This is a genomic window from Streptomyces sp. NPDC030143 (assembly GCF_055573695.1).
Genome location: NZ_JBVIAY010000019.1, coordinates 11,741 through 33,136 on the forward strand (window position 1 = coordinate 11,741; position 21,396 = coordinate 33,136).

Consider the following 21,396-nt stretch of genomic DNA (forward strand, 5'->3'; position numbering starts at 1 on the left):
TCGGTCAGGTGGGGCACGGGGACCACCGCGCGGCCGCTGCGGAGGCCGGCGTGGCGCCCGGCAGGTCGGCGCGGGCCTGCCCGAGGGCGGCGACGGCGTCCGGGATCGCGGCGCCGGGAACCGCCGCGCAGCCGATGACCAGGGCGGGCGGGGCGGGCCGGGTGCCGTGGCGGAAATGGGCGCCGCCCCGGATCAGGACCGAACGGCGCAGCGCGGCGGCGACGAGCCGGGGCTCGTCGACGTGCCGGGGCAGTTCGACGTAGGCGTGCAGCCCGGCCGCCGCGCCGAGGATGCGGGCGTCCGGGAGATGGGTGCGGACCGCGCGCTCCAGCAGGGCGCGGCGGGCCCGCAGCCGGACGCGCCGGCGGCGCAGGTGGCGGTCGAAGGCGCCGGAGGTGAGCAACTCGGCGAAGGCGAACTGGGTGAGGACCTCGGATCCGAGGTCGCGCCGGGCGCGCGCCCGCTCCAGTGGGGCCGTCAGGCGGGGCGGGAGGGCGATCCAGGCCAGCCGCAGCGCGGCCGACAGCGACTTGCTCGCGGTACCGGCGTACAACACCCGGTCCGGGCAGAGCCGTTGCAGGGCGAGCGGGCGGGGTGCGTCGTCGCACCAGAGGTCGCCGTCGTAGTCGTCCTCGATGACGAAGCCGTCGACGTCGTCCGCCCAGCGGACGAGGGCGGCCCGGCGCTCGGCGCTGAGGGTGACCCCGGTGGGGAACTGGTGCGCGGGGGTGACGAGCACCGCCCGGGCGCCGGTGCGGGCGAGCGCCGCCACGTCGATGCCGTCCTCGTCCACCGGCACGGAGCCGACCCGCAGACCGGCCTCGGCGACGAACTGCCGCTGCCGGTGGTGGCAGGGGTCCTCCATCACCAGCCCGTCGATGCCGAGCCGGGGCAGGGCCTCGCCGAGCAGGCTGAGGACCTGGGCGAAGCCGGACGTCACCATGATCTGCCGGGGTGTCGTGCGCACCCCCCGGGTGCGGCCGAGGTAGCCGGCCAGTTCGGTGCGCAGGACGGTCGCCCCCGACTGCGGGGGGTAGCCGAGCTCCCGCCGTCCCGCGCCGGCCAGCGCCCGCTGGTAGGCGGTCAGCCACTCCCGGTGGGGGAAGGCCCCGGGGTCGGTGGTGCCGGCCCGCAGGTCCCAGCGGACGTCGGGTACGACGCCGTCGTCGAGGAGGGTGGGGACGGCGGTGGGGGGCAGGTGCGGGGAGATGTAAGTGCCCGAGCCCCTCAGCGCCTCCAGATAGCCCTCTGCGATGAGCTGTCCGTAGGCCTCCACGACGACGCTGCGAGAGACGTTGAGGTCCTCCGCCAGCCGGCGGCTCGAGGGGAGCCGGGCGCCCGGGCGGAGGGTGCCGTCGGCGATCTCCTGCCGGATGGTGGACTGGATCTGCGCGGTGAGCGGCACCGGGGCGCCCCGGGTGACGTCGATCAGTGTCTGCCAGGGCACGCCGTGGCCTCCCGTCCCGGGGTGTCCGCCCGCGGCCGGTCAGCCGTGGTCACCGCCGGCCCGACGATGCTTCCGATCATGATGACCCCCCGAAGCGGGCCGGCTCCGGGTCTTTCCGAGGACGCCCGGCACTGCCCTCACGGAAAGAAAGACGATTCTGCGGGGATGCTATGGAGCCCCTTTATCGAGTCCGCATCGGCTGAACATCCGGCGGCCCCCGGGACGGGGCGGGAAATGCGGTGGTGTCAGTTCCGCATCATCTCTGCGACCGCGAAAGCGATTTCGAGGGACTGGCTGCGGTTCAGCCGCGGGTCACAGGCCGTTTCGTAGCGGCGCGGGAGGTGCTGTTCGAGGATGCCGACGCCGCCGCCGACGCACTCGGTGACGTCGTCGCCGCTGAGTTCCAGGTGCAGGCCCCCGGCGTGCGTGCCCAGGGCGCGATGAACGTCGAAGAAACCCCGCACCTCGGCCAGGACGTCGTCGAACCGGCGGGTCTTCAGGCCGCTGCCGGTGGTGACGGTGTTGCCGTGCACGGGGTCGCACACCCAACCGACCCGGATGCCCTCGGCGCGGGCTCGCTCCACCAGCGGTGGCAGCACGTCGCGCACCCGGTCCGCGCCGGCGCGGACGACGAACGTCAGCCGTCCCGGTTCCCGCCGCGGGTCGAGCCGGTCGGCGTAGGCGAGGACCTCGTCGGGGGTGGCGGTGGGTCCCAGTTTCACCGCGACGGGGTTGGCGATCCGCGCGGCGTGGGCGAGGTGAGCACCGTCCAGCGCCCGGGTGCGTTCGCCGATCCACAGCAGGTGGCCGCTGGTCGCGTAGTGGGCACCGGTGCGCTCGTCGCGCCGGGTCAGCGGCTCCTCGTAATCCAGCAGCAGGCCCTCGTGGCTGACGAAGAACTCGGCCGTGCGCAGTTCGGCGGGGGCGGCGCCGCTGGCGCGGAGGAACCGCAGCGCGCGGGTGATCTCGTCGGCCAGGCGCTCGTACCGCCGCCCCGCCGGGCCGGTGACGAAGCCGCGGCTCCAGCGGTGCACCTCGTGCAGGTCGGCCGGCCCGCCCGTGGAGTACGACCGGACCAGGTTGAGGACGCCGGCCGAGGCGGTGTACGCGCGCAACAGCCGCCCGGCGTCGGGGCGGCGGGCCTCGGCGGTGAAGTCGGTGCCGTTGACCGCGTCGCCCCGGTACACCGGCAGTGTCGTGCCGTCGCGCGTCTCCGTCGGCCGGGAGCGCGGCTTGGCGTACTGGCCGGCCATCCGGCCGACCTTGATCACCGGCACCCCGGCGCCGTAGCTGAGGGTCACCGCCATCTGCAGGAGCGTGGCGAGTTTGCCGACGACCGCGTCCGCCGTCGAGTCCGCGAAGGTCTCGGCGCAGTCGCCGCCCTGGAGCAGGAAGGCCTCGCCCCGGGCGACCGCCGCCATCCGGTCGCGCAGCCGGTCGCACTCGGGGGCGGCCACGAGGGGAGGCAGGACGGACAGTTCGCCCCGCACCCGGGCCAGATGCTCCGGGTCGGGCCAGTCGGGCTGTTGCTCCGCGACGGGCGCCGCGGGGCCGGGCCGCCGGTCGGGGCTCGCCGCGCGAGGGTCCGCGGGGGTGAGGACCGCGGGAGCGGGAGCGTTCATGGTGACCTCCAGGGGCCGGTACTCGGTACGGGACGTGTGCGGGCCGTCGGCCCGTCGGCCGGGCGGTGCGCGGACGGGTGGTAGGGCGTACGGGACGTGTGCGGGCCGTCGGCCCGTCGGCCGGGCGGTGCGCGGACGGGTGGTAGGGCGTACGGGGCGTGGGCGGGGCGCCGGCCGTCGGCCGGGCGGGGCGCGGGCGGGTGGGTGGGTGGGTGGGACGGGCGTACGGGGCGTCGGCCGGGTGGTACGCGGGCGACACGCGGGCGTAGGGGTGCCGGAACGCACCGGACCGTCGTTCCCGGCGCGCACGGCCGTGGCGGGGTCACCGAGGGCTGCCGGCCCGGAGGCCGGCCGTGCCGTGCCGGGAGGGGTGGCACGGGGGTGCGCGCCGAAGTGGTGCCGGCCCGCCCGGAAGGCGGTCGCAGGTGCCGTACCCGGCGGCTGGACGGGCCACGGCACGGGCGGGGCCGGCACGCGCGCCGGGACCGCTCGGCCCCGTGGCCCGGCGGCGACGGCGCCGACGGGGCGCCCCTCCCGGCACGGCACCGCCGGCGCGGGCCGGGTACGGCGATTGCACCGGCCGACGCACGAAAGCGTCAAGTAATTCCCGAGTGGTCCGGTGAAGCGGTGCCGAAGTGGTGTGGTCGCGGCCGCTCCGCGGCTGCTTTGCTGGGCCGGATCCTCCCTTCCTGACGATCTCGGACGGCTCACATGACGACCCATCCCGCCCCCGTCGCCCCCGCACGCGCCGCCCCGGCCCGCTCCCGCGGCCACCTCGCCGACCGGCGCCGGGTGGCCGAACCCCGCGGCGCGGACAGCCGACGCGGCCCGGACAGCCGACGCGGCCGGGACCCCCGCACCGTGTCGGACCGATGGCCGGGCGCGGACCCCCGCACCGCGTCGGCCCGACGGCTCGGCGTGGACCGGCCGTTCCCGCGGGAGGGCCTCTCCGGCGTCGGCCGGCCCGGCGGAGGCCCCGACCGGCCCGGCGGCGGTGCGGGGGGCTCCGCGGCCGGCCCGGTGTACGACGCCGTCCCGGCCGGTGCCGCGCCTGCCGGTGCCGTCCGCGTCCGGCGAGCGGGCAGAGCGGTGAGCAGATGGAGCGGGCGATGACCACGCGGCACGCGGAGCGGTCCTGGCCCGCGCTGGTCGACACGCTGCTCGCCGGGCGGGACCTGACGCCGGAGGACACCGCGTGGGCGCTGCGCCAGGTGATGTGCGGAGAGGTCCCGCCCACCCGGTTGGCCGGCCTGCTGGTGGCGCTGCGGGCGAAGGGCGAGGCACCCGGTGAGGTCGAGGGCCTGCTCCGGACCCTGGACGAACACGCGGTGCCGCTGCCGGTGGCGGGCCCGGTGCTCGACATCGCCGGCACGGGCGGGGGCCGCTCGGACCGGGTGAACATCTCGACGACGGCGGCGATCGTCGCGGCCGGCGCCGGGGCGCGCGTGGTCAAGCACGGCGGCCGCTCGGCGTCCTCCGTCTGCGGCTCGGCGGACGTGCTGGAAGCGCTCGGTGTCGTGCTGGACCTGCCGCCCGCGTGCCTGCCGGAGCTGCTCGAGGAGACCGGCATCGTCTTCTGTTTCGCCCCGGTCTTCCACCCGGCGCTGCGGCACGCGGCGCCGGTCCGCCGGGAGCTCGGCGTGCGGACGGTGTTCAACCTGCTCGGCCCGCTGGCCAACCCGGCCCGTCCCAGCGCCCAGACACTCGGCGTGGCCGATCCGCCGTGCGGTCCGCTCGCCGCCCGGGTCCTGGCCCGCCGCGGCACGTCGGGCCTGGTGTTCCGCGGCGACGACGGCACGGACGAGCTGAGCGTGGTCACCACCTCGACGGTGTGGACGGTTTCCGAGGGCCGGGTGGCGACGTCGGCGTTCGACCCGCGGGAGGTCGGCATCCCGTACGCGGCCGCGGGTGCGCTGCGCGGTGGCGACCGGGAGTACAACGCGCGGGTGGTGCGGGACGTGCTGGCCGGTGCGCGCGGGCCCGTCCGGGACGCGGTGCTGCTGTCCGCCGCGGCCGGACTGGCCGCGCTGCTCCCGGACGACCGCCCGGTCGCCGCACGGATCGCCGCCTGCCTGCCCGACGCGGAGCTGTCCATCGACTCCGGGGCGGCGGCGGAACTGCTGAACCACTGGGTGCGCATGTCGCGCGCGAAGGCCTCCGAGCGCCACACCGCCGTGTACGGACCGAGCTGACGCGACCGGCGTGCCGCCGCGCACGGCTGCCCCGACGCACCCACCGCATCACGGCACAACTCCCCCGACACACCCGCCGCGCCACCGCTCACGGGAGGACCCGACGCGCCCCGCACCACCGCGCACGGACCGACCCCCGGCACACCCCCGCACCGGCCGTTGCGTACCGCGGCTATTGGCCCCGTATTGGCCCCCGCGAGGCACATCGATAGGGCGGCGATAAAGACACCTCCTAACGTCGTCGACGCTCAGCGTGGAATCGGGTGAACGGTTTCACGGTCCGACGGACTTCCGGTGTGGGGGCAACGCTTGTGAGTGACAGCGCGACGGGCGCTACAGGCCATGGAGAATCACGGCCCGGATTTCTCCCCGCCGTGTCCGCGGACCTCGCGGCCGCTATCGGCCGCGTCGCCGGGGAATGCGGTGTCGGCACCGAAACGGTGTGGCTCGCGGCACGAGCCAAAGTGGCGGCCACGGTCACCGGTTTCCACGAGGGCGCCGTCGCCGAGGGCACCTGGCGGGACCTGATCGCCCGCACGGCCACCCCGGCCGGCCGGACGGAGGCCCTCGTGGCCTGGCAGGGCGCCGAGGCACAGCGTTACGTCTCCCCCGAGCGGGTCGCCGGTTACCTGCGCACGGCGCTCGGGCTGCTGACCTCCACCCCGGACGCGTCGCACCACGCGCGCGGACTGCTCCCGGCCGACGAGACGCGGACGCTGCTGGAGGAGTTCGCGGGGCCGGTCCGGGACCTGCCCGACCGCCGGTTCCACGAGCTCTTCGAGGAGCGGGTGCGCCGGCATCCCGACGCGGTCGCCGCCGTCCGGGGCGAGCACCGGTGGACCTATCGCGAGCTGAACGCCCGGGCCAACCGGATCGCGTGGTCGCTGCACCACCGCGGTCTGCGCCCGGAGGACGTGGTCGCGGTGGTGACCGAGCGCACCCTGGAGTGGCTGGCGGCGGTGATCGGCGTCTTCAAGGCCGGCGGCTGCTACCTGCCGCTGGAGCCGTCGTTCCCGGCCGACCGGATCGCCACCGTGCTGGCGCGCAGCGGCAGCCGCTGGGTGCTCTCCGAGCGCGGCGTGCCGCACCTGGCCGCGGCCCTCGCCGAGAGCCCCGGTGTCCGGCGGGCGTACCTGGACGAGGTTCTGGACGAGGACCGCTCCGAGGACGACCTCGGGCTGCCGGTCGCCGCCGGCGGGCTCGCGTACATCTACTTCACGTCCGGTTCCACGGGCGAGCCCAAGGGCGCGATGTGCGAGCACGCCGGCTTCCTCAACCATCTGTACGCCAAGATCGAGGACCTCGGCATGACGGAGGGCGAGGTGGTCGCCCAGACCGCCCCGCAGTGCTTCGACATCTCGCTGTGGCAGCTGCTGTCGGCGCTGCTGGTGGGCGGCCGGACGCACATCGTCGAGCAGGAGGCCGTCCTCGACGTGCACCGCTTCCTGGACACGCTGGAGAGCGGCGGGGTCCAGGTGGCGCAACTGGTCCCCTCCTACCTGGAGGTGGTGCTCTCCGCGCTGGCCGAGCGGCCACGCCCGCTGCCCCGGCTGCGCTGTGTGTCGGCGACCGGCGAGGCGCTGAAGAAGGAGCTGGTGCAGCGCTGGTTCGACGTGCTGCCGTCGGTGCTGCTCGTGAACGCCTACGGGCTCACCGAGACCTCCGACGACACCAATCACGAGGTCATGGACCGGGTGCCCGACGGCCGCTCGGTGCCGCTCGGCCGGGCGGTGCGCAACGTCCGGGTGTACGTGGTGGACGAGCGCCTCGCCCTGGCGCCGTTCGGCGTCCCCGGTGAGATCGTCTTCTCGGGGGTGTGCGTCGGCCGCGGCTACGTCAACGACGAGGCCCGCACCAAGGCCGCCTTCGGGCTCGACCCCCACCGGCCCGGCGAACGCCTGTACCGCTCGGGCGACTTCGGACGCTGGCTGCCCGGCGGCACCCTCGAGTTCCTGGGCCGGCGCGACGCCCAGGTGAAGGTCAACGGCTTCCGCATCGAGATCGGCGAGATCGAGAACCGGCTGCTGCAGGTCCCGGGCGTCCGGGACGGCGCGGTCGTCGTCGCGGGCCCCGACGGGCGGCCGTACCTGGCCGGCTTCTACACCGGCGGCGAGGCGGTGACCGCCGACGACGTGCGGACCGCCCTGGCCGCGGTGCTGCCGGGCTACATGGTGCCGCAGCGCCTGTACCGGCGCGCCGCGCTACCGCTGACGGCGAACGGCAAGACCGACCGGAAGGCGCTGGCACGGCAGGCCACCGAGGCGGAGCGGACCGCGGGTGCGGACGGCTTCGAGGCCCCGGTGACGGACGCCGAACGCCGGGTCGCCGCCCTGTGGGCGCAGTTGCTCCGGGTTCCGCCGGAGCGGATCGGGCGCGGTTCGAGGTTCACCGACCTCGGCGGCACCTCCCTCACCGCCATCAAGCTCGCCGTCGCGCTGGACCGGGTCGTGTCGGTGGGGGAGCTGGCGCGGACCCCGACCGTCGCCGAGGTGGCGGCGCTGCTGGAGCGCAAGACCGCCGAGAGAGGCATATGAGATGACTTCCCTGTCCGTGCACGAACCCTCCGCCCCCGCGGCGGACCCGACCGCCGCCGGCCCGGCCGCGCCGGCGCGCGCCCTGCCGGTGCTGTCGGCGGTCCCCCCGGCGGGCTCCGCCGCCCGGTGGGCGGCCCAACGCCGGGACGAGGTACACGCACTGGTCGCCGAGCACGGCGCCGTGCTGCTGCGCGGCCTCGGCATCGGCTCACCTGCCGAGGTGGCCGAGGCCGCGGCGGCCCTGGGCATCGAGCCGATGACCGAGCGGGAGCGGTTCGCACCGCGCCGGTCGCACGCCCCGGACGTCTACACGTCGTCCGAATGGCCCGCCGACGAGCCGATGTGCATGCACCACGAGCTGAGTTACGCGGCCGAGGTGCCCGGCCTGATCCTCTTCGGCTGCGTCACCGCGCCGGCGCGCGGCGGCCTCACCCGGGTCGCCGACTCGACGCGGGTGCTGCGAACGCTGCCGCCGGAACTGGTCGCGCGCTTCGAGCGGGACGGCTGGCTGCTGACCCGGATGTACCACGACATCGGTGTGCCCTGGACGGAGGCGTTCGGCACCGAGGACCGGGCGGAGGTCGACGCGTACTGCGCGGCGGCCGGCCTGGACCACGAGTGGCTGGCGGACGGACGGCTGCGCACCCGGCAGCGCCGGGCCGCCGTGCTGCCCCATCCGCGCACCGGGGTCCCCGTCTGGTTCAACCAGGCCGCTTTCCTGAACGAGCGGACCATGGACCCGGCCGTCCGCGACTACCTGGTCGACGTGTACGGGCCCGACGGCCTGCCGTTCAACACGGCCTACGGGGACGGCACGCCGCTCACCGCCGAGACCGTGGAGACGATCAACGCCGCCTACCGGGCGGCCTCGGTCGGGGAGCCCTGGCAGAGCGGCGACCTGCTGCTGGTGGACAACCTCCGCATGGCCCACAGCCGCGATCCGTACGAGGGGGACCGCGACGTCGTGGTGATCCTCGGCGATCCGGTCCGGCTCACCGGTCACGTTCTGCCCTGACCCCCTTCCTGCCCCTTCTTCACCCCTCTCGTGGAGCTTTCATGTCCGTTTCCGACGCCGCACCGTCGTTCGCGGTGATTTCCGGCAGCCAGGTGCAGCGTGCCCTCACGGGGCGGCATCGGGATGTCGTCGGCCTGGTCGAGGCCGCCTACCGCGCCCATGGCGCGGGCGACACCGTCAATCCGCCGTCCTACTTCCTGCGCTTCCCCGACCGCCCCACCGCCCGCATCATCGCGCTTCCCGCGTCGTTGGGCGGCGACACCGGGGTGGACGGTCTGAAGTGGATCTCCAGCTTCCCGGAGAACGTGGCCGCCGGGATCCCGCGCGCCTCGGCCGTGCTGATCCTCAACGACCGGGACACGGGCTACCCGCTGGCGTGCCTGGAGAGCTCCATCATCAGCGCGAGCCGTACGGCGGCCTCGGCGGCACTGGCCGCCGACCGGCTCACCGCGGACGGGCAACGCCCGGTGCGTGTCGGCATCTTCGGCGCGGGGCTCATCGCCCGGTACGTGTACGACTATCTGGCGGGCACCGGCTGGTCGTTCGACGAGATCGGCGTGTACGACCTGTCCGCGGAGCACGCCGACGGGTTCGCGCGGTATCTGCGGGACGCGTCCGGCGGGGCGGCGAAGGTGACCGTGCACGACCGTGCCGAGGACGCGGTCCGCGGCTCGGACCTGCTGGTCTTCGCGACGACGGCGGCCACGCCGCACATCACCGACCCCGCCTGGTTCGCCCACCGCCCGCTGGTGCTGCACCTGTCGCTGCGAGACCTGTCGCCCGAGGTGATCCTCGCCTCGTCGAACATCGTCGACGACGTCGAGCACTGCCTGAAGGCGAACACCTCCGTGCACCTGACCGAACAGCGGCTGGGCCACCGCGACTTCGTGGACGGCACTCTCGACGACGTGCTGGCCGGCCGGGTGCGCCCGGACCGGGACCGGCCGGTCGTCTTCTCCCCGTTCGGCCTGGGAGTGCTCGACCTGGCGGTCGGCAAGCACGTGTACGACACGGTACGCGCCGCCGGGGAGCTTGCCGTGGTCGAGGACTTCTTCCACGAGATGCGTCGGTACGGCTGAGCGGACCGCATCCCCCCAACCGTGCACACCCGCGGGAGGCACAGTGCCGATCATCTCGGCTCCGCATGAATTCAACGAGGACGATCTCTACGTCGATCTGGGACCGTCCGTCGGCGTCCCTCTGTATCTCAAGTGCGAGGGGTTCAATTTCTCGGGCTCGATCAAACAGAAGGCCGCTCTCGAAATGATCGAGAACGCCGAGAAATCGGGCCTGCTCACCTTCGATTCGATCCTGGTGGAGTCCTCCTCGGGCAATCTCGGGGTCGCGCTCAGCACGATCGCCGCGAGCAAGGGCCTTCGGTTCGTGTGCGTCACCGACTCGCGCTGCAACATCACCGCCCGGCAGACGATGGAGGCGCTCGGCGCCGAGGTGCACATCATCACCGAGCCCCATCCCGAGGACGGTTACCTCGGGGCGCGCCTCGAACACGTCCGGAAGCTGTGCGCGGGCGACGACCGGTACGTGTGGCTGAACCAGTACGTGAACGCCGACAACTGGCGGGCGCACCACCGGCTGACGGCGCCGCAGATCGCGCGGCGGTTCCCCGATCTGGACGTGCTGTTCGTCGGCGCGGGGACCACCGGCACGCTGATGGGCTGCGCGCGCTGGTTCCGGGTGCACCGGCCCGAAGTGCGGATCGTCGCGGTGGACAGCGTCGGCTCGGTCATCTTCGGCGGCACCCCGCAGACCCGGATGATTCCCGGGCTGGGCGCCGGGGTCCGGCCGCCCCTGCTGGACGAGTCGTTCGTGGACGACGTCGTCCACGTGCCCGAGATCAGCACCATCCGGGCCTGCCGGCGGCTGGTCGAGCGGGGGTTCTTGTTCGGCGGCTCCACCGGGACGGTGGTCGCGGGCGCGCAGCGCTGGTTCGCCGAGCAGGACCGCGACCGTCGCGGCGGCACCGCCGTGGCGATCGCTCCCGACCTCGGCGAGCGCTATCTCGACACGATCTACCAGACCACGTGGGTGCACCGGCTGTACGGCGCGGACGCCCTCGACCTGGACGGGGCCATGGCCGCCGGGGCGCCCTGACCCCCCGCCGCCGCCCGCCCCGCACGGGGCGGCCCCAGGCCTCGTTCCCCGGGAGAAATCCCCGGTCCCGCCCCTGCGGGGCCACTCGCGAAAGACCCGAGAGCATCACGGAAAGAGGTACCCCCATGACCAATCCGTTCGAGAACCCGGACGGACGCTACCTGGTCCTGATCAACGACGAGGGCCAGTACTCCCTGTGGCCGGCCTTCGCGGAGGTCCCGGCCGGCTGGACGGTGGCCCAGCAGGAGGCCGGCCACGCGGAGAGCCTCGCCTACATCAACGAGCACTGGACCGACATGCGCCCGCGCAGTGTCGTCGAGGCGATGGGCTGACCGGGATGACGACGACAACGGCGAGTGACGCGCAGCCGGTCGTCCTGACGACGGGCGCCGACGACCGGCTCCTGACCGAGCGGCTGGCGGGCTGGCTGGCCGACCGGCCGGGCGGCGGCGTGGACGACCCGGCGTGGCTGGCCGCGGCCCGGCGGGCCTGGCCCGAACTGCCGGCCGGACTCATCAACGGGGTGCGGGAGTTCCGCCGTGACTCCGGCCCGACCGGCACCATGGTGATCCGGGGACTGCCGGTCGGCGAGGAGACCCTGCCGCCGACGCCCTCCCGGCCCGGATCCGTGCAACGGGAGCCCACCCTGGGCGCCGCCGTGCTCACCCTGATCGCCGGCGGCCTCGGGGATCCGGGGGCCTTCCGGGCGGAGAAGAGCGGCGCGATCGTGCAGGACGTCGTCCCCGTACCGGGGAAGGAGGAGGACCAGAGCAATGCGGGATCGGTGGTGCTCAGCTTCCACACGGAGAACGCCTTCCACCCGCACCGGCCGGACTTCGTGCTGCTGCTGTGCCTGCGGGCCGACCACGAGCGGGTGGCCGAGCTGCGCACCGTCTGCGTCCGGCAGGTCCTTCCGCTGCTGACGGAGGAGTCGCGGGAGGCCCTGTTCAGCAGGGAGTTCGTCACCGCGCCGCCGCCGTCGTTCGGCGTGCACGGCGGCGGCGCGGAGCCGCACGCGGTCGTGTACGGCGCCCGGGAGGACCCGGACCTGTGCGTCGACCTGGCGGCCACCCAGCCGCTGACGGCGCGCGCCCGGGCCGCCCTGGCCGAGCTGGGCGAACTCTTCGCGCGCACGGCGCGCGGCGTGCGGCTGGTCCCGGGCGATCTGGCGATCGTGGACAACCGGGTCACCGTGCACGGACGGTCGTCGTTCCGGCCCCGGTACGACGGCGGGGACCGCTGGCTCCAGCGCACCTTCGTCTTCACCGATCTGCGCAGGTCGCGCGGTCACCGAAGGGACGACGGCCACGTGCTGGACTGAGGACGCCGGGGAGCCCCGGAGCGGCCGCCGCGGGCGGCTGCTTCCGGGGCACCCCTGCCCGGCGTGCGGGCGCGCGCCGACCGGTGCGGCCGGGCCCCGGTCAGGCGGCGGGGGCCTGCGGTGGGCATCCGCCGGCGACGCACGTCTCGGGACGGTCCAGCATCAGGGCGGAGAGCGCCTTGCCGACCCCGTCCATGCCGTGCCGGGTCGCCTGGTCGATGACCGAGATGAGGGCCTGCCGCTCGGCGCGCAGCCAGTTCGACGGGGACCGCGTCAGCCTGCCGTACAGCGTGGCGTCGGCGGGGCCGCCCGGCACGGTGCCCTGGGTGAGGGGAACCTCGACGCCGCGCCCCGCGCGCCGGGCGTGCTCGGCGAAGGCGAGCCAGCCGTCGAAGGCCCGGCCCAGCGCCTCGCGCCGGTCCCGGACGCTCTCGTGCCGGTGGGCGAGCTCCTTGGCGTACAGCCGGGAGAGGGTCCGCAGGCGGTAGCGGGGCTCTCCCGTGGCGTCGAACCCCGCGACGGCGAGGAGCTGGGCGGCGAGGAGCTCGTCGATCAGCGGCTCGGTGCCGGCCGGGGCCCGGCCCAGCAGCGCCGCGCCGACCCAGGTGGCGAAGTCCGGTACCTCCAGCAGGCCGAGTCTGCGGTAGAGGACGGCGGCGTCCGGGGACAGGGCACGGCAGCTGAGTGCGAAGGCGGAGCGGATCTGCGTGCCGGCGATGCTGAGTTCGTCGAGCCGGGACTGCTCCGGGGAGAGCCGGGAGACCAGATAGCCGATCGGCCAGTGCGGTTTGGCCGCCAGGCGGGCGGCGGCGACGCGGACCGTCAGGGGCAGCCGGTCGCACAGCTCGACGAGCTGGACGGCGTCGGAGCGGGCGGCGTTGACCCTGGCCTCGCCGATGACGCGTCCGAGCAGGCTGACCGCCTCCTGTACCGGCAGGGCGTCGGTGCTGATGCGGACGGCGCCGTGCCGGACCAGGAGCTGTTCCAGCTCCCCCCGGCTGGTGACCAGGACGCAGCAGCGCGAGCCACCGGGTATGAGGGTGCGGATCTGGTCGAAGGTCTGGACGTTGTCGAGCACGATCAGGACCCGCCGGCCGGCGAGGACACTGCGGTAGAGGGCGACCCGCTCGGCGGGAGCGGTGGGGATCTCGTGGGCGGAGACGCCCAGGGAGGACAGAAACCTGCCCAGCACGGCGTCGGCCGTGGGCGGTTCCTGGTGTTCCTGCTGGGGGTCCAGGTCGGCGAAGAGCAGCCCGTCGGGGAAGCGCTCGGCGATCCGGTAGGCCCAGTGGACGGCCAGGCCGCTCTTGCCGGCGCCCGCGGGGCCGGTGACGAGTCCGACGGCGAGCGGGGTGTTGGCGTCCCCGTCGTCGCCGACCAGCCGGTCCAGCGCCGCGAGCTGCGGGCCGCGGCCGACGAAGTCGGGGATGTCGGCGGGCAGTTCCATCGGCATGCGGCGTTCGACGGCGGGCGCCTTGGGGACGGTGGCGGCAGGAGTGATCAGGCCGGGGTCGTCCTGCAGGATCGCGGTGTGCAACTCCTGGAGATCCGGGCCGGGTTCCAGGCCGAGCCCCTCGACGGACTGCTCCCATCCCTCGCGGAAGGTCTCCATCGCCTCAGCCCGCCGGCCGACCCGGTACTGGGCCAGCATCAGGGCGTGGCGGGAGCGTTCGCGCAGGGGGTGGTCGCGGACCACCGAGACGAGTCCGGGGATGATGTCACGGTGGTGGCCGAGCTCCAGCTGGACCTCCACGTAGCTGTCGTAGGTCGCGAGGCGCAGCTCCTCCAGGCGCCGGATCTCGTCCTCGACCTGGGTGCCGACAACGCCCGCCAGCGCGAGCCCCTGCCACAGGCCGAGGGCCTCCTCGTAGAGGGCGGCGGCGTCGGTCAGCCGCTGCTGCCGGACGGCGTCCTGGGCGTCGGCGACGAGCCGGTCGAACTCCGTGACGTCCAGGTAGTGGTGGTCGAGGGCGAGGACGTAGCCGGGGTGGGTGGTGAGGATCACCTCCTCGTCGCAGCCCTCGGCCTTGAACCGCTTGCGCAGCGCGGCGATGCAGATGGCCACCTGGGTGCGCGCCGTGGCCGGTGGTCTGCCGTTCCACACCGCCTCCACCAGCGCGTCGACGGAGACGACGTTGCCCGGATGCAGCAACAGCATCGCGAGGATGGTCCGCTGCCGTGAGCCTCCGATGGGAATCGGTCGGCCCCGCACCGAGATGGAGAGGGCGCCGAGTATTTTGAAGTGTAGTTGCTCTGTTTCTGAGCCCATATATCCCCCGTTATTCCCTACTTTGTTTCTTCTGCGGCGGCCGGCAGCCGGTGCCGCGGCGGAGTCACCCGCCCTGAAGAGATTGTTCAACCCGTGCCGGACCGGCACCCGTTAGTCCACCGGTCGGGCATCGGTCGGTAAGTGCTTCTCAGGTCGATCGAAGCAGCGAGAATTTTACGACATGCCACCGAGGTCCGCGCCCCCGGTTTACCCCGGGCGGCAGTGCGCGCACCGGGCGTCAGGTGCGGCGCGCGTACCGCCGCACGGCCAGTGGTGCGAACACCAGCAGGATTCCGCATGTCCACGCCAATGCGCCCAGCAGATTACCGGCGACCGGCCCTCCCACCAACAGTCCACGACAGGCGTCGACCACCAGCGTGGTGGGGTTCACCTGGGCGAACGCCTGGAGCCAGCCGGGCATCGTCCCCGGATCGGCGAACATCGAACTGCCGAATTGCAGGGGGATCATCCACAGGAATCCCATCGACTGAACGGCCTGGGGGCTCCGGATGACCAGACCGACGAAAGCGGCGATCCAGGACAGCGACAACCCATAGAGCATGAGCAGTGCAAGGGCACCCAGGACGGACAAGGGATTCGTATGCGTCCGGAACCCGATGACGAATGCGAAAATCAGGATGACAGCCTGACCGAGCACCAATCGGCACAGGTCGGCGAGAATCCGCCCGGACAGTACCGCCGAGCGCGCAATCGGCAGAGAACGGAACCGGTCCATGACCCCGGTGCTGAAGTCCAGGTTGAGCGCCACTCCGGTGACCTGGGCGGCGAAACCGGCCACTTGCACCATGATACCGGGAATCAAATACTGCCGGTATTCGGCCTGATTTCCTCCGATGGCCCCACCGAAGACGTACACGAATATCAGCGTGAACACCATCGGCATCAACGTGGCGTCGAGCAGCTGCGAGGGGTCGTGGCGCAACTGGAGGAGATTGCGTCGGGCGATCGCCAGGGCCTGGCCGACGGCCGCCCGCGGCTTCACCCGGCGGGCTCCGGCGCGGGCCCCCTCCTTCCCGGCTCGGTCCTGCGAGGGCAGCAGCGTCGCGGTCATCCGGCCGTCCGTTCTTCCCGGGGGCCCCCGGTGAGGGTCAGGAACACCTCGTCGAGGCTGGGGGTGTGGGTGTCGAGGGCGTCCACGGCCACGCCCGAGGCGGTGAGGGCGTGGACGGCGGCCGTCAGGTCGCCCTCACGGGCGAGCGGCAGGCACACCAGCCCCTCCGCGTGGTCCACGGTGGCGGTGCCCTCCCCGGCGGCGCTGAGCCGCCGGGCGACCTCGGCGAGGTCGGCGCCGCCGCCCGGACGGACCCGCAGCATCTGCCCCCCGACCCGCGCCCGCAGTTCGGCGGCCGTGCCGCCGGCGATCATCCGGCCCCGGTCGATCACGGCGATCCGGTCGGCCAGGGCCTCCGCCTCCTCCATGTACTGCGTGGTGAGCAACACCGTCGTCCCGCGGGCGACCAGCTCGCGGACCATGTCCCACAGTTCGTTGCGGCTGCGCGGATCCAGTCCGGTGGTGGGCTCGTCCAGGCAGAGCACCTCCGGTTCGCCGACGAGACTCGCGGCGAGGTCGAGGCGGCGGCGCATGCCCCCGGAGTAGTCGCGCGGAAGCCGGCGCGCCGCTTCGGTCAGCCGGAACCGCTCCAGCAGCTCGTCCGCCAGGGCCCGGGCACGCTGCCGCGGAAGCCGCAGCAGACGGCCGATCAGATAGAGGTTGTCCCAACCGGGGATGCCCTCGTCCACCGAGGCGTACTGGCCGGTGAGGCCGATGCGGGTCCGCACCTCGAGCGCGTCCTCGACCACGTCGTAGCCCGCGACGCGGGCCCGCCCGCCGTCCGGGCGGACGAGCGTGGCGAGCATGCGGACGATGGTGGTCTTCCCGGCACCGTTGGGCCCCAGCAGGCCGAGCACGGTGCCCGCCGGTACCGCCATGCTGACGCCGTCCACGGCCCGGTTCCCGTCGAACTCCTTGATGAGGCCGTCGATCTCGATGGCAGCGGTCATGGGGATCTCCTGACGGACGGCCGGGTCTCGGGTCCGTCCGAAAGATCACGAAGGCGCATCTGCATGCCTTTCAGACATCCTTCGAACTTGCTGGCGACGCTAATTGACACTCTTATCGCCGCTCTATTGAGCCTCTTTCACTCGGTGCACTCCCGTCCCACCCGCCCCCCGACGCGCCCCGGGACGTGGGGGAAACCCCACCATCAAGCCTCTACCTAGCCCCGCTGCGGTCGGGACCCCGACTCGCCTGGAATGAAAGGGTGTCCATACAAGACAGCAGCAGGGCAGGGGCGGGGTCCGCGGCACGTTCCGGCCACCGCTGGAACATCGGGGTGACCCGTCGGTGGAGCCGACGGGCGGTATGGGTGACCGGCTGGGCGCTCGCCGCCGTGTGGGCCGGCTTCTTCCCCCTCATCTCCGACAAGGCCGCACACCGCGCCTGGGGCCTGTGCGCCGCCGTGGCCTACCTGTGCGCGGCGGGCGCCGCGTGCCTGCTGCCCCGGCCCAGCGCCAGAGGGCTGTCGGTGGCCCTCGCGCTGACCGGAGCAGTCGCCCTGCCGCTCGGGTACCTCTCGCTGACCGGCCAGGCGCAGAGCGAGGTAGGGGTGATCGAGCGGGCGGGCGCCCTGCTGCTGCACCACGGCACCCCCTATCTCCCCCACCCCCGCACCGTCCTCGACTACACCCCCTACCTGCCGGGCATGGCGCTGTTCGGGATGCCCCGCACGCTGCTCGGCGACCACCACGCGGCGGCACGGCTGTTCGGGGACGCGCGCCTGTGGTGCGCTGCCGCGTTCCTCCTCTGCCTGTACGCGGGCCGCGTGGTCCTGCGCGGCCCGCGTCCCCGGACCGGTCCCGGCCCCCGCGAGGGCGGCGGCCCCTCCCCGTACACGACGGGCATGGCGGTGCTGACCGCCTCCCCCGTCGTCGCGATGCCCCTGTGCGTCAGCGGGGTCGACCTGCCGCTGATCGGACTGTGCTGTCTCGCCCTGGCGCTCGCCGCCCGCGACCGCCCGGCCGCGGCCGGTCTCGTGCTCGCTGCCGCGTGCTCCCTGAAGTGGACCGCACTGCCCGCGATCGCGGTCGCGGTGGTGCTGCTCGCCCGGGTCGGGGGCGGCCGGGCCGCGGTGCGCGGCGGGGTCACGGCGCTCGCCGGGACGGCGGCTCTCGTCCTGCCGTGCGCGCTGGTCTCGCCGTCCGCCATGGTCCAGCAGGTACTGGCGTTCCCCACCGGCCGGGGCGCCCTGCCCACTCCGGCGGCCGGCCCGATGCCCGGTCAGCTGCTGGCGGGCGCGGGGCCGGTCGGCTGGTACCTGGCCGTCGGTCTGCTGCTGTGCGGAGGGCTGGCCGTGAGCGCCTGGCTCGTGCTGCGGCCGCCCGCCGGCACGGTCGCAGCGGCCGACCGGCTGGCCACCGGGCTGTGCGTGGCGTTCCTGCTGGCTCCGGCCGGACGGTTCGGGTACTTCGCGCTGCCGCTGGTCCTCGTGCTGTGGACCCGCGGCGCCGACCCCGCGCACTCCGTCGCGGCCCGCCCGGCCACCCTGCCGGTGGCGTTCTCCGCGCGCCCCCGCCCCCTGCCCACCGCATCCCTCACCCACGACTGAAGGCGGCGCCTCCCGTGAGCACCACCCTGGTCATCACCAACGACTTCCCGCCCAGGCAGGGCGGCATCGAGACCTTCGTGCACGAGGTGGCCACCCGGCTCCCCGGTGACCTCGTGGTGTACACGTCGAGGGAGCCGGGCGCGGCGGCCTTCGACCGCGGCCTGCCCTTCCCGGTGGTCCGCGATCCGTCCCGGACCCTGCTGCCCACACCCCGAACGACCCGGCGCGCGGTGGAGCTGGCCCGCGCCCACGGCTGCGACCGGGTGTGGTTCGGCGCGGCGGCCCCGCTCGCCGCCATGGCGCCGGACCTGCGCCGCGCCGGTGTCCGGCGGATCGTGGCCACCACGCACGGGCACGAGATCTGGTGGGCCCGCACGCCCGGGGCGCGTCGGCTGCTGCGGCGGATCGGCGACAGCGCGGACACCGTCACCTTCCTCGGCGAGTACACCCGGTCGCGGATCGCGCCGGCGCTGGGGCCGCACGCCCGCCTCGCCCGGCTGACCCCGGGAGTCGACGCCGGGCAGTTCCGTCCCGGACGCGACGCGCCGAGCCGGCGCGCCGTCCGCGAGCGGTACGGGATCGGGGAGGACCGCAAGGTCGTGCTCTGCGCCGCGCGCCTCGTGCCGCGCAAGGGACAGGACGCCCTGCTGCGCGCTCTGCCGCACATCCTGCGCGTGATACCCGAGGCGGTGCTGCTGATCGTGGGCCGCGGCCCGGACGAGCGGCGGCTGCGCCGCCTGGCGCGCTCCCTCCCGTCGCGCTCGGTCCACTTCGCGGGCGGCGTGAGCCATGCCGAGATGGCGGACCACTACGCCGCCGCGGACGTGTTCGCGATGCCCTGCCGCACCCGCAGGGGCGGCCTGGAGGCGGAGGGGCTCGGCATCGTCTTCCTCGAGGCGGCGGCCAGCGGCCTGCCCGTCGTCGTCGGGAACTCCGGCGGCGCCCCCGACACGGTGCTGGACGGACGGACGGGACACGTCGTCGACGGCCGCGACGCCGTGGCCGTGGCACGGGCGGTCACCTCCACCCTGCTGTCGGCGGACCGGGCGGCGATGGGCGAGGCGGGACGGCGGTGGGTCGAGACGGAGTGGTCCTGGGACCTGACGGTCCGCCGTCTGACGCGGCTGCTCACCCCGGAGCCCGATCGACACCCCGAGTCCACGCACCACGGCTGAACCGGCCGCCCGGGGAAACACCCACGTCCGGGAAGACCCCCGGCTCGTGCGCGCAGGGGTCGCCGCGCTCCCCCGCCGGGCGACGCCCCCGCCCGGGGAGACGTCCTACTCGGGCGAGCCGCCCCGCAGATGGGCGAGTACGGCGAGAACGCGCCGGTTGCCCGCGGTCGGGTCGAGGTCGAGCTTCATGAAGATGTTGCTGGCGTGCTTGACCACGGAGGACTCGGTGATGGTGAGCCGCCGCGCGATCGCCTGGTTGTTGAGTCCCTCCGCCATCAGCCCGAGCACTTCCTTCTCCCGGGAGGTGAGCCGGCGCAGTGTCTCGGCCTCCGCCTGCTGAACCAGCAGCACACGCACCACCTCCGGGTCGATGACCGTGTGCCCGTCGGCGACGCGGGCCAGCGCGTCCAGGAACTCGGACACCTCGCCGACCCGGTCCTTGAGCAGGTAGCCGAGCCCGCCCGTGCCCGCGCCGCCGCCGCTGAGCAGCTGGGTCGCGTAGACGGTGGCCACGTACTGGGACAGGACCAGCACGGGCAGGTCGGCGTAGCGGCGGCGCAGCGCCAGGGCCGCTCTGAGGCCCTCGTCATGGTGGCCCGGCGGCATCCGCACGTCCGTCACCACCACGTCCGGGCGGTCCTCGTCCACCGCCCGGACGAGCGCCTCGGCGTCTCCCACGGCGGCGACCACCTCGTGGCCGCCGCTGGTCAGCAGCTCGACCAGCCCCGCACGCAGCAGTACGGAGTCCTCGGCGAGAACTACTCGGAACACGGAACCTCCACCCTGAGTTCGGTAGGCCCCCCGACAGGGCTGACGACGGTGAGCCGGCCTCTGAGGATCGCCACCCGGTCGGCGAGCCCCCGCAGACCGGCCCCGCTGTCGGGGTCGGCGCCGCCACGGCCGTCGTCGGTGACGGCGAGGTGCAGCCGGTCGTGGCGGAGCCGGCCGGTGATGGTGATGCGGGACGCTCCGCTGTGCTTGACGGCGTTGGTGAGGGCCTCCGTGACGGTGAAGTACGCCGTGGTCTCCACCGGGGCGGGCAGCCGGTGCGGCAGGTCGATGTCGACGGCGACGGGGACGGGGTTGCGCAGCGCGACCTCCGCCACGGCCGCCGCCAGCCCGTGATCGGTGAGCACCTGCGGATGGATGTCGCGGACCAGTCGGCGCAACTGCTCGAGGGCGAGCCGGGCCTCGCCGCGCGCACGTGCGATCAGCTCGCGGGCGCGGGCGTTGTCCTCGCGGACCTGCAACTCGGCGAGTCCGAGCGTCATGGACAGTGCGACCAACTGCTGCTGGGCGCCGTCGTGCAGGTCGCGTTCGATGCGGCGCCGCTCGGCCTCGAAGGCGTCGATGAGCCGGGCCCGGGACCTCGTGAGCTCGATGACACGGGTGCTGAGGCCCTCGTCGCGGGGTGAGAGCAGGAAGCGGGCGCCCTTCGCCTGGGCGCCGGCGAGGCAGCCCGCCGCGTACGCGGACAGGACCAGACCGACGAGCCCCGCCGCACTGGCGGGCAGGGCCTCGCCGGGGCTGCCGACCGGGCTGCCGGGCAACAGCGTCACCATGTCGGGCGCGACGGCCCAGACCAGCAGGGGCGCCGCCGTCAGGAAGGCGGAGAAACCGAGCAGCAGGGCGAGGCCTGCGCCCGAGGCGGTGCCGAGGACACCGAGTGCCACCGCGTATCCCAGTTCGCGCCAGGTGGCCCGCTCCTCCAGCCGGGCGCGGAACCAGCCCTTGATCCCGACGCCGGACAGCAGGATGTGCGGGTCCGCGATCGGTTCCGGTTCGACGAGCCGGAGCCGGCGCCGCTCCAGGGCCGCCACGGGCACCCCCGACGCCGCGGTGGCCACCAGGATCAGCAGCCCGACACCGAACACGGAGAGCGTGACGCCGGCGAGGAGGAGGACGGTCAGGAGCATCAGCACCGCGTAGCCGAGGAGGGCCCCGCTCAGTACGTACGCCAGGCAGCGCAGCGGCCAGGGCGACAGCAGGTAGCGCAGTGGCCGGTCGCGCAGGACGTCCCAGACTCTCACGCCGTGCCGTTCGTGATCCTCCGCCGGCATCCGGCCGTCTCCCGCAGCCTCCG

General features: G+C 74.1%; 16 protein-coding genes. 9 read left to right on the forward strand and 7 right to left on the reverse strand.

All coding sequences use genetic code 11. From position 1 onward, the window contains the following. Positions 1–4: 4 nt before the first annotated feature. Positions 5–1,447 carry a MocR-like pyridoxine biosynthesis transcription factor PdxR gene (pdxR, locus tag ACZ4YY_RS27840; RefSeq protein WP_468295947.1) on the reverse strand — a complete coding sequence of 481 codons (1,443 nt, stop codon included), beginning with the start codon at positions 1,445–1,447 and terminating at the stop codon, positions 5–7. 245 nt (positions 1,448–1,692) lie between these two features. Beyond that, the gene (locus ACZ4YY_RS27845; protein WP_468295950.1) at positions 1,693–3,069 is read right to left on the reverse strand and encodes a class II 3-deoxy-7-phosphoheptulonate synthase; all 1,377 of its coding nucleotides are present in this window, start codon (positions 3,067–3,069) and stop codon (positions 1,693–1,695) included. A 1,109-nt stretch (positions 3,070–4,178) separates the two neighbouring features. Here ACZ4YY_RS27845 and trpD point away from each other — a divergent pair. The 7 genes from trpD to ACZ4YY_RS27880 all read left to right on the forward strand — a co-directional run bounded on the left by trpD (position 4,179) and on the right by ACZ4YY_RS27880 (position 12,243). Continuing rightward, positions 4,179–5,261: an anthranilate phosphoribosyltransferase gene (gene trpD / locus ACZ4YY_RS27850; RefSeq protein ID WP_468295952.1), complete on the forward strand. Its 1,083-nt coding sequence runs from the start codon at positions 4,179–4,181 to the stop codon at positions 5,259–5,261. A gap of 464 nt (positions 5,262–5,725) precedes the next feature. Next, the gene (locus ACZ4YY_RS27855; protein WP_468295955.1) at positions 5,726–7,795 is read left to right on the forward strand and encodes a non-ribosomal peptide synthetase; all 2,070 of its coding nucleotides are present in this window, start codon (positions 5,726–5,728) and stop codon (positions 7,793–7,795) included. Between the two features lies 1 nt (position 7,796). Further along, the gene (locus ACZ4YY_RS27860) at positions 7,797–8,810 is read left to right on the forward strand and encodes a TauD/TfdA family dioxygenase (RefSeq protein ID WP_468295956.1); all 1,014 of its coding nucleotides are present in this window, start codon (positions 7,797–7,799) and stop codon (positions 8,808–8,810) included. 41 nt (positions 8,811–8,851) lie between these two features. Beyond that, on the forward strand, positions 8,852–9,889 hold the full coding sequence (sbnB, locus tag ACZ4YY_RS27865) for a 2,3-diaminopropionate biosynthesis protein SbnB (RefSeq protein ID WP_468295959.1): 1,038 nt from the start codon (positions 8,852–8,854) through the stop codon (positions 9,887–9,889). A 43-nt stretch (positions 9,890–9,932) separates the two neighbouring features. Further along, the gene (gene sbnA, locus ACZ4YY_RS27870) at positions 9,933–10,922 is read left to right on the forward strand and encodes a 2,3-diaminopropionate biosynthesis protein SbnA (protein WP_468295963.1); all 990 of its coding nucleotides are present in this window, start codon (positions 9,933–9,935) and stop codon (positions 10,920–10,922) included. Positions 10,923–11,047: 125 nt separating this feature from the next. Further along, a complete protein-coding gene (locus ACZ4YY_RS27875; RefSeq protein WP_468295968.1) occupies positions 11,048–11,254 on the forward strand; it encodes an MbtH family protein in 207 nt (68 codons plus the stop codon). Positions 11,255–11,259: 5 nt separating this feature from the next. Continuing rightward, entirely contained in the window at positions 11,260–12,243 is a 984-nt protein-coding gene (locus ACZ4YY_RS27880; protein ID WP_468295971.1) for a TauD/TfdA family dioxygenase, read from the forward strand. Between the two features lie 100 nt (positions 12,244–12,343). On the opposite strand, the gene ACZ4YY_RS27885 is transcribed toward ACZ4YY_RS27880, so the two are convergent. The 3 genes from ACZ4YY_RS27885 to ACZ4YY_RS27895 form a co-directional block, all read right to left on the reverse strand. Next, the gene (locus ACZ4YY_RS27885) at positions 12,344–14,512 is read right to left on the reverse strand and encodes an AfsR/SARP family transcriptional regulator (RefSeq protein ID WP_468295973.1); all 2,169 of its coding nucleotides are present in this window, start codon (positions 14,510–14,512) and stop codon (positions 12,344–12,346) included. A 238-nt stretch (positions 14,513–14,750) separates the two neighbouring features. Continuing rightward, positions 14,751–15,584 carry an ABC transporter permease gene (locus ACZ4YY_RS27890; protein ID WP_468295976.1) on the reverse strand — a complete coding sequence of 278 codons (834 nt, stop codon included), beginning with the start codon at positions 15,582–15,584 and terminating at the stop codon, positions 14,751–14,753. Then, entirely contained in the window at positions 15,581–16,534 is a 954-nt protein-coding gene (locus ACZ4YY_RS27895; RefSeq protein WP_468295979.1) for an ATP-binding cassette domain-containing protein, read from the reverse strand. The genes ACZ4YY_RS27890 and ACZ4YY_RS27895 overlap by 4 nt, the downstream gene beginning before the upstream one ends. A gap of 260 nt (positions 16,535–16,794) precedes the next feature. Here ACZ4YY_RS27895 and ACZ4YY_RS27900 point away from each other — a divergent pair, with 260 nt between their 5' ends. Further along, complete coding sequence (locus ACZ4YY_RS27900) at positions 16,795–18,138, forward strand: glycosyltransferase 87 family protein (RefSeq protein WP_468295982.1); 1,344 nt, start codon at positions 16,795–16,797, stop codon at positions 18,136–18,138. Between the two features lie 14 nt (positions 18,139–18,152). After that, a complete protein-coding gene (locus ACZ4YY_RS27905) occupies positions 18,153–19,313 on the forward strand; it encodes a glycosyltransferase family 4 protein (RefSeq protein ID WP_468295985.1) in 1,161 nt (386 codons plus the stop codon). Positions 19,314–19,418: 105 nt separating this feature from the next. Here the strand turns inward: ACZ4YY_RS27905 and ACZ4YY_RS27910 are convergent, their stop codons facing one another. Both ACZ4YY_RS27910 and ACZ4YY_RS27915 read right to left on the reverse strand, forming a co-directional pair. Then, complete coding sequence (locus ACZ4YY_RS27910; protein ID WP_468295988.1) at positions 19,419–20,084, reverse strand: response regulator transcription factor; 666 nt, start codon at positions 20,082–20,084, stop codon at positions 19,419–19,421. Next, complete coding sequence (locus ACZ4YY_RS27915; protein ID WP_468295991.1) at positions 20,072–21,373, reverse strand: sensor histidine kinase; 1,302 nt, start codon at positions 21,371–21,373, stop codon at positions 20,072–20,074. The genes ACZ4YY_RS27910 and ACZ4YY_RS27915 overlap by 13 nt, the downstream gene beginning before the upstream one ends. Positions 21,374–21,396: the final 23 nt, after the last annotated feature.